Below are 14,786 nucleotides of genomic sequence, written 5' to 3'. Positions count from 1 at the left end.
CTAACTTGTTGTTAAAAAATCACCGGTGTCAAAACACTGATAATAACCGTTTCTTCATTAAGCGGGTTCTTCCACATATGCTTCAGTTCTGAAGGAAAGTGAATAGACTCCCCTTCCTTTAAATAAAACTCTTCCTGTTCAACCACAAAAATGATGGCCCCTTTTAATACATAGTGAAACTCCTCGCCTGGATGTCCAAAGGTAAATGTATCAACTTGCAACGGCTTCACCAAAACTTTAAACGCTTCCATTTTTCTGTCATTAAAATGGCCGCTTAACATCGTAAATATAGAATCTGATCTCGTTGTTTGAAATGGCTTTTGATCCTCCTGCTTGTTGATATACTTAATCGCTATATCCTTTTGAAAAAAATCTGCCATTTCAATCTGCAACGCATCGGCTATCTTCTTTAAAGAAGTGATTGCCAATGAGGAAGAGCCCCTTTCAACCTGGGATAAAAAACCCACTGATAACTCTGTAGCTTCACTTAACTCCTTTAACGTCATCCCTTTAGCTTTCCTAAACTCTCTAATCTTCCGCGAAACACTTTCCATAATTTTAGTATCACCTTAAATTTTATAGTATATATTAAATTATTAATATAATATCATAATTATTAAAATATACAATACTTTTTTTATGTGGACTGCTTCCGCAATTCTTAACACTTTATTATGTATCAGTATGGAATGATGACGAAAAAACAGTGAACGGGGGTATTGGAGCCAGCTGTCATTGGCAAAACAAAAGGAGATGGCGGGAAGATGTGAGAGAATTTGGCATGATCGAAAGCAAAAGCGAGGAAGAAAGAGGTGTCCGAAAAAGGTGTATCTATAAAAAGATAGAAGGAATAGCATAATATAATTAAAGAGGAAGGCGCCCAAAGGCCGAAAACTCGGCTGATTGGACACCTTCCTTTTTCAGTACGATCAACCGGGATGGCGACCGCTTGCTCTAGAGGATCGTGTTAGGAGTGAGCCGGATCGTAAAGTCTGAAAAGCGGTGAGTATTGTATTTCTTGCTCGTATTTTTCAAATCCGGATAATCGTATCCGCAGAAATAGCTAGCATTGGCGAAAAAAATAGCCAGGTTAACATGAAGTCTCATCATTTTTTACATGAGTGCCGGCTATCATGTCCATACTAACCATTGAGGTGGGCAATATGACTCTTGTACGTCTCGGCTATGTCGCCATGAGTATGGAACTTCAAAATGCTTCCCCATCAAAAACAATGACATTTTCACAATTTCAAAAAATAAAGGACCGGGAAGCTGCCATTCGTAAGCTAGAACGGATTGCGCTTAACAATCTGGAAAATACACTGCGGCTTTTTAAGCATAATCTGATAAATGAGATACACTTTTATCGAATGACTTCGCGGCTTATTCCACTTGCCACACATGAGGAATTATTGGATTGGGATTACCTTGCGCCATTGTTGGGGATGTTGCGTGAAGTAGGAGCTTTTGCCAAAAAACACCGGATGAGAGTCGATTTTCATCCGGATCATTTTGTATTGATTAATTCTCCCAAGCAAGAGGTGCTGAAAAACTCCGTACAAAATTTAAAGCTTCATTATTTATTGTTGAAAGGGATGGGCCTCGATCAAACCCATCGTTGTGTCATGCATGTAGGCGGCAATTATAAGGAGACCGTCCAGTCGTTGGAACGATTCGTAGACAATTGGATGTTGCTGCCGCCTGCGATCCAACGGATGATCATGCTTGAAAATGACGATACATCGTTCACCCTGGATGACACCTTGTATCTTTGTGAAAAGCTTGGCATCCCCTTGGTGTTTGACTATCATCATCACCTCGCCCATCACAAGGACCCCCATTGGGAAGAGCGCTGGGACCGGGTCACACAAACTTGGAAAGATTCTCCCTTTCCAATTAAAATGCATATTTCCAGCCCCAAAAGCGAAAAAACCTTTCGCCATCACGCAGATTATGTAGATGCCGACATGTTTTTCGCATTTTTACATGAAATAAAGGGATCCGTCCCGCAAATTGACTGTATGATCGAAGCAAAGATGAAAGATCAGGCCCTCTTTACATTGATGGAAGACTGCAAGAAGCGGGAGGATGTCGAAATTGTGGATGGGTCATCTTTCTTTTTACGTTAATGATTTTTGCTATACATGAAAATGTGCATGCTAACCATCCTCCCACAATTTTACAATCTGCCCAATCAGTTCTCCAGATCGAAAAATAACTTCACTTACTTCACGAGCTGCCTGATTGATCTCTTCTTTGGCAACATAGTAACAGACCCGATTGGGCGGACGGTCAGTCAGTTGTAAGATTGGCCACCCTCCCTTTTCCCTCAATGCTCGTGCAACTGAGATAGGAACAATTGCCCAATAACCGCCTTTCGAAAGAAACATATAGAGCATCTTAACGGTATCCACTTGAATTGCAGTGTTAGCCACCGGACCCCAGTGTTTCTCATGCCAAATTTGATATTCGGCACCCCAGTTGATTAAAAGTTGCTTTGTAGGATTCAAGCTGCCGTTTTCAACTACTGATTCGCCATCTTCGGTTGGATAAACTAACACCATTTGCTCTTCAAATAGTTGAGTGACTTTCACATCGCGCATAATCCGATCCTGCAGGGAAAAACCAATATCCAATTGATTACCGGCAATTAATGAGTAGATTTGATCTGACTGATAAGTATGTATTCCCAGTCGGATATGTGGCAGTTCATCTATAATCCTGGCATATAAGTCATGTAAAATGTAATTATGAACGCTATCAACTGCACCAACTGTCACCGTTGTTCCTTCTTGCATTTTTCCAATGCTTCTTGCCTCAATCATAAGAGTCTCATATTTTAATGCAAGCTGGTAGAAACGCTCTCCCTCATTCGTAAGCGAAATGCTCTTTACTCCTTTTTCTCTATTCAGCAATTTTACTCCATATTCTTTCTCCAGAGAATCAAGCCTTTGGCTAATTGTAGACTGAGATACAAATAAATGGTGAGCTGCCCTGGATAAACTTCCTTGACGAACAATCGCTAAATACGTTTCCAATTGGACCGGGTTCATATAGTTCCTCCTAATATCTAATTCTTTAATATTTCAATCCTTTAAATTTAATTTTACTATATATCGGAACGGTGATACACTTCATGAAAGGGATTTCATAGTATGAGGCCTGAGGTGAAATGTCAAATAAAAAATAAATAAATATTTTATTCCCAATCTTCGAACTTATTGAAAAATAACCTTTAAGCTAAACGGTCTGTCTAAAAAGCCTAAACGATTTCATCAACTTAACGTAGGATCGTGACCGTACTAAGGCGGCAATCAAAAAAAACGGTCACATACCTATATGATCGTAAACTACAGGGTAGGTCATCAGCATTCATCGCGCCTAAAGATGGTGTAAAAACATCATGTACTAACGTCCAGGACGCTACAAGTAAAAATTGATAGGCATTAAAGGAAGCCTAAATATACGATACGAGGAGAAATGCACATGAAATGGTGGATGAGACAACCGCTGTACAAGCAGATAGCGCTCGGAGGGCTGATCGGTGTTCTTTTAGGCTTCATGCTTGGGGAAAACGTCAAGTATTTTGAACCCTTTGGCACACTATTCCTCAGACTCCTGCAAATGCTCATTATTCCGTTGGTCATCACTTCCATCTTGGCCGGCATTTTACAGATGAAAGATGCAAAGTCAGTTGGAAAGGTTGGAGGCGGCTTTCTTATTTATCTTGTTGTTTCAAGCTTAATCGCAACAACAATTGGTGTTCTTACAGCTTTCATCATTCAGCCTGGTAAAGGGGTCGGTTCCATCCTCGATCACGGTGAATCGGTTGAGTCACAGGATTTCAGCTTTGTCGAACATTTCCTCTCTTGGGTACCGACAAACATTTTTGAGTCCCTGGCGAACTTGGAAATGTTGCAAATCATCATTTTTACAGTATTTATCGGACTTGTAATGCTTTCCTTGGGCAAGGAAAAGACATCCACAATAACAAATTTTGTTAATGAAAGCTCAGACATCATGATGAAGTTGACGAATTATGTAATTCAACTTGCTCCTTACGGCATCCTTGCACTCCTCGCAGGACTCGTCGGTCAGTTCGACTCCGATATGCTGGGTGAAGTTTTAAAATTTGTGATCGCAGACTATATTGCCTTATTAGTCGTCGTCTTGCTCGTCTATCCGTTTTTGCTTAAGTTAACGACAGGTCTGAGCCCGCTTCAATTCTATAAAAACGTCTATCCATCCATGCTATTTGCTTTCACTACATCCACCAGCTCTGCGACGATCCCAATTTCCCTGCAAGTCGCAAAAAAGAACCTGGGGATATCAGAACGTACAGCGGGCTTTACGATTCCATTCGGTGCTACCGCTAATATGGATGGGTTTGCAGTCGCCATTGGGATCATCTCTGTTTTTGCAGCAAACTTGTACGGTATCGATTTAACATTCGGTATGATCGTACAGTTCGTTCTTCTTGGATTGGTGTTATCTATAGGGGCTGCCGGAGTAAGAGGAGCTGGTGTGGTCATGTCAATCGTTCTTTTAGAGTCACTTGGAATGCCGCTCACCCTTATTCCAATCCTCGCAGCAATCTGGCCGGTCATAGACATGGGACATACAACCGTTAACATCACAAGTGATTTGACCGGAACGACAATCGTCGCTAAGAAAACGAATGACCTTGATGAATCCGCATTCAATAGAGCAAACAAAGAGAAAATTTTAACTGCAACATCTTCTCAAGAAATTTCTTAAACATTAGGAAGGCTGTGTTAGAAATGACTAAACGAAACACTGAGTTTTTTCCGAGCGACCTTGGAAACGAAATTGCTTCACAATTTATATATTTGAATAAAGACCCGGCTGGAAACAAGCGTCTCTTTTTCGAAAATGCAGGTGGTTCACTTCGATTAAAGGCAGCGGTGGATGCACAGAGTAAGCTTTCTTCCATTCCAGATTGCCCTGAACGCACACATGATATTGCACTTGAAATACGTGAAATAATTAAACAAGGGGAGCGCGATATTCGACTATTCTTGAATGCAAAAGACGGCACAGTCGCCGCCTCCCTTACCGCTTCAAAACTGATGTTCGAGATGGTGACAGTAATAGCCTCAGCTTCTGAGAAAGGAAATATTGTCACAACTGCTATCGAACATCCGTCTTCCTTTGATGCCTGTCAACTTGCTTCGGATTGGTTTGGACATGAACTTCGTGTAGCCGATGCAAACCCGGCATCCGGAAGCATTCCACTCGATCATATTTTGGAGTTAATCGATGAAAATACAGTCATGGCATCCATCATTATGACATCCAATATCACAGGGGCGATGCACGATATTCATACATATGCTTCCGCAATTCGGGAAAAGAATCCCGCTGTCTTTATCGTGGTAGATGCCGTTCAGGGGGCGCCGCACGGCCCAATTGACGTCAACAGCTGGGGAATAGATGCGCTCAATATCGCTCCATACAAAATGTTCGGAAACCGGGGAATTGGCTTCGCTTATCTGTCGGACCGCGTCGCCTGCCTTCCACATCATCGGCTACTTGCCACTCCAGAAAATAACTGGAGTGTAGGAAGCCCGACTCCGGCCCACTACGCATCATTCAGCAAAGTCATCGACTATATTTGCAGGATTGGTGCCTACTTCATTAACAGTGAAGATCGGCGCGCGCTTATCGAAGAAGGAATGAATCGGATTCATCTTCAAGAACAAGCCATTCTCCATCGGCTTTTGAATGGCTCTGAACGGCAGCCAGGTACAAAGCAAATGGAAAATGTCAATGTCCATTTTGAAGAAATAAATGGAGTGAATCAAGATTTGATTCTTGCACTTACATTCGATAACCTTTCTTGTACAGATGTGATACGTAAGTATGGAGAACAAGGCATCCTTGTCTATGCCCGAGAATCAACTAGCCATTATTCAAAGCGCATTCTCAACGCCGTCAGTCTCGATGCCATCGTCCGTGTCTCTCCCATCCACTGCCATAGAGAGGAAGATGTCGACAGATTCTTAGAAGTAACAGAAGGGATTGCAGCAGGCCAAATTTAAATCGGAAATATTTTTAAAATATAAGCCCAAGAGTGAAGCATTATAACCTATACGGATATCCTACATACAAATATTCCGGTGAGTGAACGATAAGACGACTTCAGCATTTGCGGGGTCGTCTTTTCACTTTGCTCCTTCCCCTATACTTAGCCCAACAGTTGAAAAGTAATTATTCGCTATTGTACCCCAGCCGACCGTTCAAATCAGAGTAATTAGCCTGATAAGCAATTAAGGAGTTATTTAGAGAAGTGACGGATATTTCTTTAGCAGCACGAGAAATCCCCCTTCTTTTTCGGAGAAAAATGAAATGTCATCAGCAGCCTAAAGCTGGTACTGCAGACTGTACTTCATTGTGTCCAAACACATCCTGGTCAAGCGATTTCTCCTGATACTTATGTTGCCATGCCCTTCGTTCCTATGAGCGACATGATCAATGAACGAAATTTCTTTTGCCCACTTCCTAATCTAACTTGTCACTATTGGGAAAAAGGAACCTCTTTTAATTGTTAAACATGTGTATAATGTTACGAAAATAAAGTGGCGACGTTTATAATTTTGCAAAGAAAGTGATGAGCACACAACAGGAAATTTTTAAAATCGAATTGAACCTTTTTAAAAAAATAAAAAAACCCCGAATAGATGAACTTTTTCTAAGATTGTTTACAATCCGGGGTTCGGTCAATCAAGTTGATTCCCCTATTTTCATTTTCCCCTTAGTCCGTGTGTGCGACGGCGCTGATTTCGATCAGTTGCTCCGGGAATGCCAAGTAATTTCACGCCGATGAGGCTGCCGGCCGGCCGATGTTGTCCCATGTATTCCTTTAACAGCCGGATGACTGGTTCAGTATGCTCTTGCGCATTTGTTAAATAGATCTCGATGTAAGCGAGATTGGACTTTGTGACATCAAACCCCTGCAGTACGCGATCGAGATTTTCAAGCGTCTGTCGAGTTTGAGCTTCGATATCGCCCTCGCGAAAGCGCCATGTTGAATGAACAGCCATTTAAATTGGCCCTTGTCGGCTCGAAAGCGCTTGGAGAAGAAGCGAATGGCTGGTCTATTCAATTGCAAAAAGCATTGGCTGATGCATATGGGGAAACACTCGACGTGAAGATTTTCCAATATGAAGAACAGTCGGATCAATTTATAACTTCCGGCCACGGCAAAGAAGTAGCCGAATTCCAACCTGATATCGTTTTATTTGAACCATTCACATTAAATGATAATGGAACAGTTACCTTGGAAGACAGCCATGAAAACATTCACACCTTTATATCCACTGTTCAAAAGGAGAAAGAAGAGGCTGTCGTCATTTTGCAGCCGCCGCATCCTATCCACAATGCCACTTTTTATCCATCAGAAGTGGAGGCGTTAGAAAAGTTTGCCAAGGATAACAACTTGCCCTTTTTGAATCACTGGGCCAAATGGCCGGCTGTGGAAAATGAAGAACTGCGCTCCTATTTATTAGAGGATCAAAGCGCTCCAAATGATAAAGGACATGAAGTGTGGTTTACCTATTTAAATGAATATTTTATTGCAGATGCATAGGAAAAGAAAAGCCGGGCAGATAAATTCTGACCGGCTTTTCCATATGTACGGGAACAATGGCTTGCGCCTTCTGCCACAGTCCCTTACAAAAAGGGATTGCCTTCCACTCAGATCCAACAGAAGCTTTTTATATGCTCCTTGTTGCTTTCATTGTCCCAATTGCATTTTGTTCTGCCCTTTTTCCGTTGTTCCCCATCTCCTCCGTTGGATGGCGTAAGTAATTTCTTCTAGATTTAATAGATCGACACAAATACCACATTCGCGTCAATTTTTTTCATAACGGAAATCTTAACTGGAATTCCCGCAGCCAAATATTCAAACATTTTTGTGGGCAGAGTCTGAGTAATGTATTCTGATTCTGGATGAAGCACGATTAGTCCTGCTTGACTCCTTTTCTATCCAGGATAAACCATGTTTCGATCCGCCGTAGACTCACTCTTCCATTATCCATCGGAGCTTGTATCCGCATGAGTTGTCTATCGCTGACTGCATAACATACAACATTTCCTTTTTCAAGCCACGAAGGGTTACTTTCAATTCATCCAATTTGGGAAAATAATTAGCATTGGCTCAAAGTTTTATAAAAACAATCGTGGATATGTGGTGATCGCGGCCACAATTAAGTCGATTTTTTAGCACTCTATTTTGAAACAAGCTTTGGATTTCCCGGTCATTTACCTTGAAACGGTGGCTTAAAAAGTTATTTGCGATGTTCCCAGACAAATTTTGATTAAAGACGGGCTGTAGAAGCATAACCCGCAGAAAATTCAGCTATTTTCTCCTGATCATGGTCAGAAGCGGTTTGTAGTTTTCGCCCACAAGACCAAGGGCTTCCGCAAAAATTTGCAAGGCAATGATCAAGATGCAAAGGATGACGATGGACAGCCAGGCGGTGGCCATGGAAAAAATAATTCCTGCCAGGCTGAATAGAGCCGCAATCGCATAGATCAGAAGCACTGCTTGCCGGTGGGAAAACCCTATTAGCAGCAGGCAATGGTGTAAGTGAGCTTTGTCAGGGGCGGCAATTGGTTTTTTATGAAGAATACGTCTAATAATGGCAAATAGCGTGTCAGAAATGGGCACACCCAACATGATGATCGGAATTATGAAGGAGATAAAGGTAACGCTTTTAAATCCGAGAAGGGAGAGAACAGCGATCATGTAGCCGAGAAACAAGGCGCCGGTGTCTCCCATGAACATTTTAGCCGGATAAAAATTGTACACGAGAAAGCCGAGGGTGCTGCCAATACATATCAATCCAAGAACGAGTACAAAAAAATCACCATGAAGGAATGCCATGAAGGTGATGGCTGAAAAAGCAATGGCCGATACGCCAGCAGCCAACCCGTCCAACCCGTCGATCAAATTGATGGCGTTTGTGATACCGACCACCCACAACAGAGTGATCGGAACACTAACAAAGCCGAGCACGAACTGCCCTCCAAACGGAATGTTCAATTCGGTGATCACCAATCCGCCATAAATGACAACGCCGCCTGCCGCGATCTGCCCAAGGAGTTTCATATGTGGAGGTAATTGTAGCATGTCGTCAAGGATGCCAGTCATGACAATGATGACTCCCCCAACCACGATCGTGAACACACGCTGGTCGAATGGCAAAACGAGAATGACACCTGCCAAAAAACTGGCGAAGATGGCAAGACCGCCCAAAAGCGGCATCGGCTTTTGATGAATTTTTCGCTGATTCGGCTGATCGATAGCTCCCCAATAATAGGCCAATCGTTTCACGGCCGGAGTCAAAGCGATCGAGATGATAAAACAAATCAACGGCACTACATATATCACTGGAACCTTCCTCCTCCACCTTATCATGTGTAGCTATGAGGTGAAGTACCACAAGTTTTATCATGTAAATGATGGGAGATTATACTTGTGGCAAAAGGAATTCCTTCTGTCGTTCCATGGCCTTCTCTTTGTACATTTCCTTTTCTTCCCGTGACATTTTTTTAAAATCGCTTAAAAATGTTTCGTATTGCGGAATCATTTTATCCACAGCGCCAAAACCTTTCACCATCCCGTACTCAAGCCAAAGAATTTTTTCGCAAAACTGTCTCATCTGTCCGAGTGAATGGCTAACGAAGATGAGTGTTTTTCCCCTCTTTTTAAATTCCTTCATTTTATCGAGGCTTTTTTCAGCAAACGCCCTGTCTCCAACGGAAAGTGCCTCGTCAATGAGTAAAATATCGGGATCGATATGGACAGAGATGGAAAATCCGAGACGGGATCTCATACCGCTTGAATATGACTTCACGGGTTGATCGATGAATTTTCCCAACTCCGAAAAATCGATGATTTCCGGTTCCAATGCTTTGATTTCTTCTTTCGAAAAACCGAGCATGAGCAGCTTTAATTCAATGTTATCCCGCCCGGACAAGTCTCCTTTGAGTCCTGCAGCTACTGCGATCAATGCCGCCTGTCCGCTTAATTCCACCGTACCCGACGTTTCGGGAACAATCCCGGCGACGATGTTCGCCAACGTTGACTTCCCTGATCCGTTCATGCCCATAAACCCGACGGATTCGCCTTTTTCAACTTCAAAACTGACATTGGCCAATGCATAGAAATCCTCGCCATAATCTTTGGGAAAAATCAAATCAAACAGACGCTCTTTCGTTCCATTGTACAATTTATATTTTTTAGTGACGTTTCTGGCGATAATTGCTTTTTCCATTTCATCACGACCTGTTATAAGTAATCAATAAAATGTCTCCTGAATTTCATATGCAGCCTTGCGCCAAATAGGAGCAATATAATGGCGACCGCCCAGAAATAAAGCGAATATCTCCAGTGTTCGGCAAAATACCAGCCCGTTCCAAACAGTGCGGCCCGATATCCTTCAATTAAATAATATAGTGGATTGATTTTCATAATGGTCGGAAGCGGGTCTTCTAAAATGGTGACTTGCCATAAAACAGGCGACAAATATAGAAGCATTCTCAATGTCGCGTTCAGCAGCATATGTACATCGCGAATGATCGTCGACAACGTGGAGGTAATCAACGAAATGGCGAATACCAAGAAAAAAGTCGCGAAAATAAAGTAAAAGATTTGCAAGAAATAAATCGTCACAAAATAGCCGGATACTTGAAATATCAGGATTGTAATGCCAAGTAATATCAAGTGCGTGTAAAACTGCGAGAAAATGACGATGTTTGGTATAACGCTCATCGGAAAATTCATTTTTGACAGTATGAGCAAACGTGTATAAATCGATTTTGACCCTTGAATGACGGCTTGATAAAAAAAGGTCCATAACACAAAACCGCCCAGCAACCAATAGATAAAGGGCACTTCAAACCCGGGAACCACTTCGATATTCGCCCGTTGGCGGATGCTCCCGAAAACGAACCAGTATATCAAAATTTGAATGACCGGGCTGATCACTTCCCACGCCATCCCAAGGTAGTTGCTTTTATTTTTGCTTTTTAATTCATAAAGGGACAGCCTCCGGATCAAATAGAAATGCCCGATTTGCTCTTTCAAGACGTTCCATGCAGATTTCATGAAAAAAACCCTTTCACAGCGGGCGTACGTTGAATACTTCATTGACGACCCGTTCACTGGCATTCCCTTTATCCAAATAACAAAATTTGTCATAAAAAGCTTGCAATGTGTTAGAGTCGATTTGATATTTCATGCTCTTAATTTCGTGAATTAGATCATCAGTCGTTTTAACCAAGGGACCCGGGGCCTCTTTTTCAAAATCAAAATAAAAGCCGCGTAATTTGTCCCGGTAATCTTCAATGTCATACACGAAAAAAATCATCGGCCGCTTTAAGTTGGCAAAATCAAAAAAGACGGAAGAATAATCGGTAACAAGGATGTCCGAAATGAGATACAGGTCACGAATATCTTCATGTTGGGAAAAATCGTACATAAATCCTTCATAGCCTGACAGATCAAGATGTTCCGCAACAAGATAATGGAGCCGGAATATGATAATATATTCATCGGCAAGCTCCCTTTTTAAGGCTGCAAAATCAAGCTGAATGTCAAATTTATACCGGCCTTTGCCGTAGTACTGATTATCCCGCCATGTCGGGGCATATAAAATGACCTTTTTCTCCATTGGCAAGCCGCATGACTTCTTGATTTCCGCGATTTTTTTAGTATTGTTGTTATGGATTAAAAAATCGTTCCGGGGATAGCCCGCTTCAATCATTTTTTTTCCAAAAAGAAATGCCCGCTTAAAAATCTCCGTCGAGTATGCATTCGGTGAAATTAAAACATCCCATTTTCCGGATTCTCTTACAAAGTTTCGCTTATATTTATTCGTGTTTGTCCCCGGCATGTGCACCTCTTCCATGTCAAGTCCGAGCTTTTTTAACGGCGTGCCATGCCATGTTTGGACATAAATGGTTTTCGGGGATTTGGTCATCCAAAGCGGAAATCGGCAATTCGTCACCCAATATTTCGCTCTGGTCACCGTAAAAAGCCATTCAAGAGAAAAGCGCCTGACATATGGGATACCGTGTTTGTCAAATTTCTCCGTACAACGCTTATCAACACTCCACACCATTTTATATCCCGAATGATGGTCTCTTAAAAATTCATAAATAGCCCTTGGATTACAGCTGTACTGCTTTCCCAAAAAACTTTCAAACACAATGAGGTTCTTGTTTTTCGGCAATATTAAAGCCAACCATCTAAACGTCTTTTTGTATATTTTTAAAAGCTTTTTTTTAAGTTTTTTACTCATCACCATCACCGTGCTCCATTTGGAATGCCATATTGAAAAGTATGTCCAATGAATCGGGTAATAAACCGGGGAGAACTTATAAAATGAGGGTGTAAAGCTCATAATACGGTTAACTGATACGCTTATGGGAGGATTACCATGTTTTCATTCCTGACTCGCATGTATGCCACTTTTACAAATGGAAGATCGCGGTTTGAGTATAATCCTGAAGGTTATTACGTCCATCCAGCCAACCGGAACAGGGAATTTAAAGTTTCGGTCGTCATGCCTGTATATAACGCGGAAAAAACACTGCGAAAAACAATTGATTCCGTTATCCGGCAAACGATCGGCTTTGAAAATATCGAATTTTTGATACTGGATGATAAGTCAACAGACAATTCGCGGCCGATCATTATGGAGTACGCCCGTTCTTATTCAAATATCGTTCCCGTTTTTTTTAAAAGCAATAACGGTTCTCCTGCGAAGCCGAGAAATGTCGGAATTGATTTGGCAAAAGGCAAGTATCTCATGTTTATTGATTCAGATGACTGGCTGAGTAAAAACGGAATTGCAGTCCTACACCAATTGTTAGAAAAAACGGGAGATCCTTACGGGATTGGAAGAACGATTAAAGTGGAAGATAATAAGTTTGTCATCACTGGAGAGTACAACAGTTGCGAGTATCGAGAATCGATAAATCCCTGCACGATTCCCCATATTTTTCAGCATTTGGGGCCGACGGCGAGAATGATGAGAACGGAATTTTTAAGACAACACAACTGCCGTTTTCCGCATATGAGGTTTGCGGAAGATAAACAATTTTTCATTGATGTTTTAACAAACTGTCCGAACATATCGACTACAAAAGAGGTTATTTATTACGTCAATCGTTATCGGGACAATAAAAGCCTCGTTTCCAAAACATCTATTTTTGAAAAAACGGATACGAACTTGGAAGTCATTCGGAATGTCATCAAGAAACAGTTGCCGGAAAACATTGAGCGGATGGTTTTGAACCGTTTATACGAATTTGATTGCATCACCAGGCTGTTCAACCGCCACCACTTCTTGCGATCCCTTCGAAAAGACAAGTATTACAAGAAATTTGCGGAGGTGTTGGAAACGACGAAAGGGCTGCGGTACGACTTTACCGAAAATTTTTTCGAACCTTGGCATAAAGTGCTCGTTGATCTTTTCAAGCAAAATCGCTATGACGACATTGTCAGATTAATTGAGTGGAGCCTGAAAGATACGACAAAAGAAACAGTCATTAGGCAAGGATTGCCATACTACCGACTGCCCCTTGATGAGCCGTACCAATGGGCCCGAATCAGAATGCTCGCACTGCACCACGACCAAGTCAAGGAAGCTGATCGTTTTTTATTACGAGTCAAGATTTACGGTGACTATATGGACAAACTACATTCATTTGTCATTCGCCAGCGTCATAACGAATTGAATGAAATCGAGTTGCCCATTCGCCATGCGGGCGGAGAGCTGTATGAAATTGAAATTCCATTTGAGCGCCTGGCCGAACTCTCTTCCGCGAGCCACTTCATGTTCATTCGCTACTGTGACTATCAAAAATTGCCGATCAAAATGAACGCGCGTCGAATTTTTGATTACGATAAGCGGCAAATTGATTTTTATACAACAATCGGGGATAACATTGGAGTGAATATCAAGTAGAGTTGAAAATGAGGGCAGACACGTTTGCCGGAAGTCAAATTCGCGTTCCAGAAGGCGTAACAACTGGAATTGCAGAAGAGTTCCCAACAGGTTACAGGGTACCGAAGCAAAGATATCCAACATAGTGGGGCAAAGGGTGTCCAAAGCTTTTTGGACACCTGTTTTTTATGCTGTATAACCGGGAAGATACGTCCAAATACCCGCTTGAAAGAGGGAATTGAATATCACTTCGGATTAGTTGGAAACAGCCCACCCTTTTGATAGAACCTAAAAATGAGCCTGACCTTTTGAAGGAATGGAAATTTTCAACACAAGAAAAACCAATTCGGAGAATTTGCCTTCATAGAGGATACTCCACCATTTCTTACAAATACTGCTGAAATATTGTGATATAATGGATTGTATGTAATAGTGCAGATCGAAAAACCGGAATGGCGAACCCGTTAGCTACACCTATGACAGGAAACAATCCGATCATGATCTTCCGTAACAGGGGTTGTGGATTGCTTTCTTAGTCTGTCTAAAACAACCAAGTTTTCCAAAAACTGGATGAATTCATAAACTGGAAATAATGCTTGCGTGGTTCAACCCAAGGACAACTGTTATAATGACTAGATTTGTAGTAAACTGCACCTAAAGACGCTCCTTTCTTTGGGTATTTAGATTTGCGGAAACTCATTGAAATCAAAGGACGGAGCTTTTTTTCTTTAGCAACTTAATATTACTGTCACAATTTCAGCTTTACAATCTTCGCCAAACATCTTCAAAAATAGACTTCAGTATGCT

At 41.8% G+C, this 14,786-nt stretch carries 10 protein-coding genes and 2 pseudogenes; 5 read left to right on the top strand and 7 right to left on the bottom strand.

Features of this window, described 5'->3' with window-relative positions; genetic code table 11:
• Positions 1 to 11 precede the first annotated feature (11 nt).
• On the bottom strand, positions 12 to 554 hold the full coding sequence (locus tag JOC94_RS09305; protein WP_077114414.1) for a helix-turn-helix domain-containing protein: 543 nt from the start codon (positions 552 to 554) through the stop codon (positions 12 to 14).
• Positions 555 to 1,163: 609 nt separating this feature from the next.
• Between JOC94_RS09305 and uvsE the strand changes: the two genes are divergently transcribed.
• Positions 1,164 to 2,129: a UV DNA damage repair endonuclease UvsE gene (gene uvsE / locus JOC94_RS09300; RefSeq protein ID WP_077114416.1), complete on the top strand. Its 966-nt coding sequence runs from the start codon at positions 1,164 to 1,166 to the stop codon at positions 2,127 to 2,129.
• A 30-nt stretch (positions 2,130 to 2,159) separates the two neighbouring features.
• Here the strand turns inward: uvsE and JOC94_RS09295 are convergent, their stop codons facing one another.
• Positions 2,160 to 3,053: a LysR family transcriptional regulator gene (locus JOC94_RS09295; protein WP_077114418.1), complete on the bottom strand. Its 894-nt coding sequence runs from the start codon at positions 3,051 to 3,053 to the stop codon at positions 2,160 to 2,162.
• A gap of 433 nt (positions 3,054 to 3,486) precedes the next feature.
• Between JOC94_RS09295 and JOC94_RS09290 the strand changes: the two genes are divergently transcribed.
• Together JOC94_RS09290 and JOC94_RS09285 are read left to right on the top strand one after the other, a co-directional pair.
• A complete protein-coding gene (locus tag JOC94_RS09290) occupies positions 3,487 to 4,758 on the top strand; it encodes a dicarboxylate/amino acid:cation symporter (protein ID WP_171974074.1) in 1,272 nt (423 codons plus the stop codon).
• A gap of 23 nt (positions 4,759 to 4,781) precedes the next feature.
• The gene (locus JOC94_RS09285) at positions 4,782 to 6,062 is read left to right on the top strand and encodes an aminotransferase class V-fold PLP-dependent enzyme (protein WP_077114420.1); all 1,281 of its coding nucleotides are present in this window, start codon (positions 4,782 to 4,784) and stop codon (positions 6,060 to 6,062) included.
• Positions 6,063 to 6,775: 713 nt separating this feature from the next.
• Here the strand turns inward: JOC94_RS09285 and JOC94_RS09280 are convergent.
• A pseudogene (locus JOC94_RS09280) lies at positions 6,776 to 7,031 on the bottom strand (RidA family protein); the annotation flags it as partial.
• Positions 7,032 to 7,045: 14 nt separating this feature from the next.
• Between JOC94_RS09280 and JOC94_RS09275 the strand changes: the two are divergent.
• On the top strand, positions 7,046 to 7,609 hold the full coding sequence (locus JOC94_RS09275) for an SGNH/GDSL hydrolase family protein (protein WP_139345771.1): 564 nt from the start codon (positions 7,046 to 7,048) through the stop codon (positions 7,607 to 7,609).
• A 771-nt stretch (positions 7,610 to 8,380) separates the two neighbouring features.
• Here JOC94_RS09275 and JOC94_RS09270 read toward each other — a convergent pair.
• The 4 genes and pseudogenes from JOC94_RS09270 to JOC94_RS09255 form a co-directional block, all read right to left on the bottom strand.
• Entirely contained in the window at positions 8,381 to 9,415 is a 1,035-nt protein-coding gene (locus tag JOC94_RS09270; RefSeq protein WP_083717781.1) for a glycosyltransferase family 4 protein, read from the bottom strand.
• A 79-nt stretch (positions 9,416 to 9,494) separates the two neighbouring features.
• Positions 9,495 to 10,301, bottom strand: a complete 807-nt coding sequence (gene tagH, locus JOC94_RS09265) for a teichoic acids export ABC transporter ATP-binding subunit TagH (RefSeq protein ID WP_077114426.1) — start codon at positions 10,299 to 10,301, stop codon at positions 9,495 to 9,497.
• Positions 10,302 to 10,315: 14 nt separating this feature from the next.
• Positions 10,316 to 11,134, bottom strand: coding sequence for an ABC transporter permease (locus tag JOC94_RS09260; protein WP_077114428.1), 819 nt, complete (start codon positions 11,132 to 11,134; stop codon positions 10,316 to 10,318).
• Between the two features lie 13 nt (positions 11,135 to 11,147).
• A pseudogene (locus tag JOC94_RS09255) lies at positions 11,148 to 12,344 on the bottom strand (CDP-glycerol glycerophosphotransferase family protein); the annotation flags it as partial.
• 123 nt (positions 12,345 to 12,467) lie between these two features.
• On the opposite strand from JOC94_RS09255, the gene JOC94_RS09250 reads away from it, so the two are divergent.
• A complete protein-coding gene (locus JOC94_RS09250; protein ID WP_077114430.1) occupies positions 12,468 to 14,000 on the top strand; it encodes a glycosyltransferase family 2 protein in 1,533 nt (510 codons plus the stop codon).
• The last annotated feature ends 786 nt before the right edge of the window (positions 14,001 to 14,786 follow it).

The organism is Siminovitchia thermophila (genome assembly GCF_016909185.1).
GTDB lineage: Bacteria > Bacillota > Bacilli > Bacillales > Bacillaceae_C > Siminovitchia > Siminovitchia thermophila.
The sequence above is the reverse complement of the archived record's forward strand: the minus strand, read 5'-3'. Positions and strand labels throughout refer to the sequence as shown.

Bases quoted from the DNA above. Each gene is read 5' to 3' on its own strand.
- JOC94_RS09285 (WP_077114420.1), top strand. From the start codon at position 4,782: ATGACTAAACGAAACACTGAGTTTTTTCCGAGCGACCTTGGAAACGAA.
- JOC94_RS09305 (WP_077114414.1), bottom strand. From the start codon at position 554: ATGGAAAGTGTTTCGCGGAAGATTAGAGAGTTTAGGAAAGCTAAAGGG.
- JOC94_RS09290 (WP_171974074.1), top strand. From the start codon at position 3,487: ATGAAATGGTGGATGAGACAACCGCTGTACAAGCAGATAGCGCTCGGA.
- JOC94_RS09275 (WP_139345771.1), top strand. From the start codon at position 7,046: ATGTTGAATGAACAGCCATTTAAATTGGCCCTTGTCGGCTCGAAAGCG.
- JOC94_RS09260 (WP_077114428.1), bottom strand. From the start codon at position 11,134: ATGAAATCTGCATGGAACGTCTTGAAAGAGCAAATCGGGCATTTCTAT.
- uvsE (WP_077114416.1), top strand. From the start codon at position 1,164: ATGACTCTTGTACGTCTCGGCTATGTCGCCATGAGTATGGAACTTCAA.
- JOC94_RS09250 (WP_077114430.1), top strand. From the start codon at position 12,468: ATGTTTTCATTCCTGACTCGCATGTATGCCACTTTTACAAATGGAAGA.
- tagH (WP_077114426.1), bottom strand. From the start codon at position 10,301: ATGGAAAAAGCAATTATCGCCAGAAACGTCACTAAAAAATATAAATTG.
- JOC94_RS09295 (WP_077114418.1), bottom strand. From the start codon at position 3,053: ATGAACCCGGTCCAATTGGAAACGTATTTAGCGATTGTTCGTCAAGGA.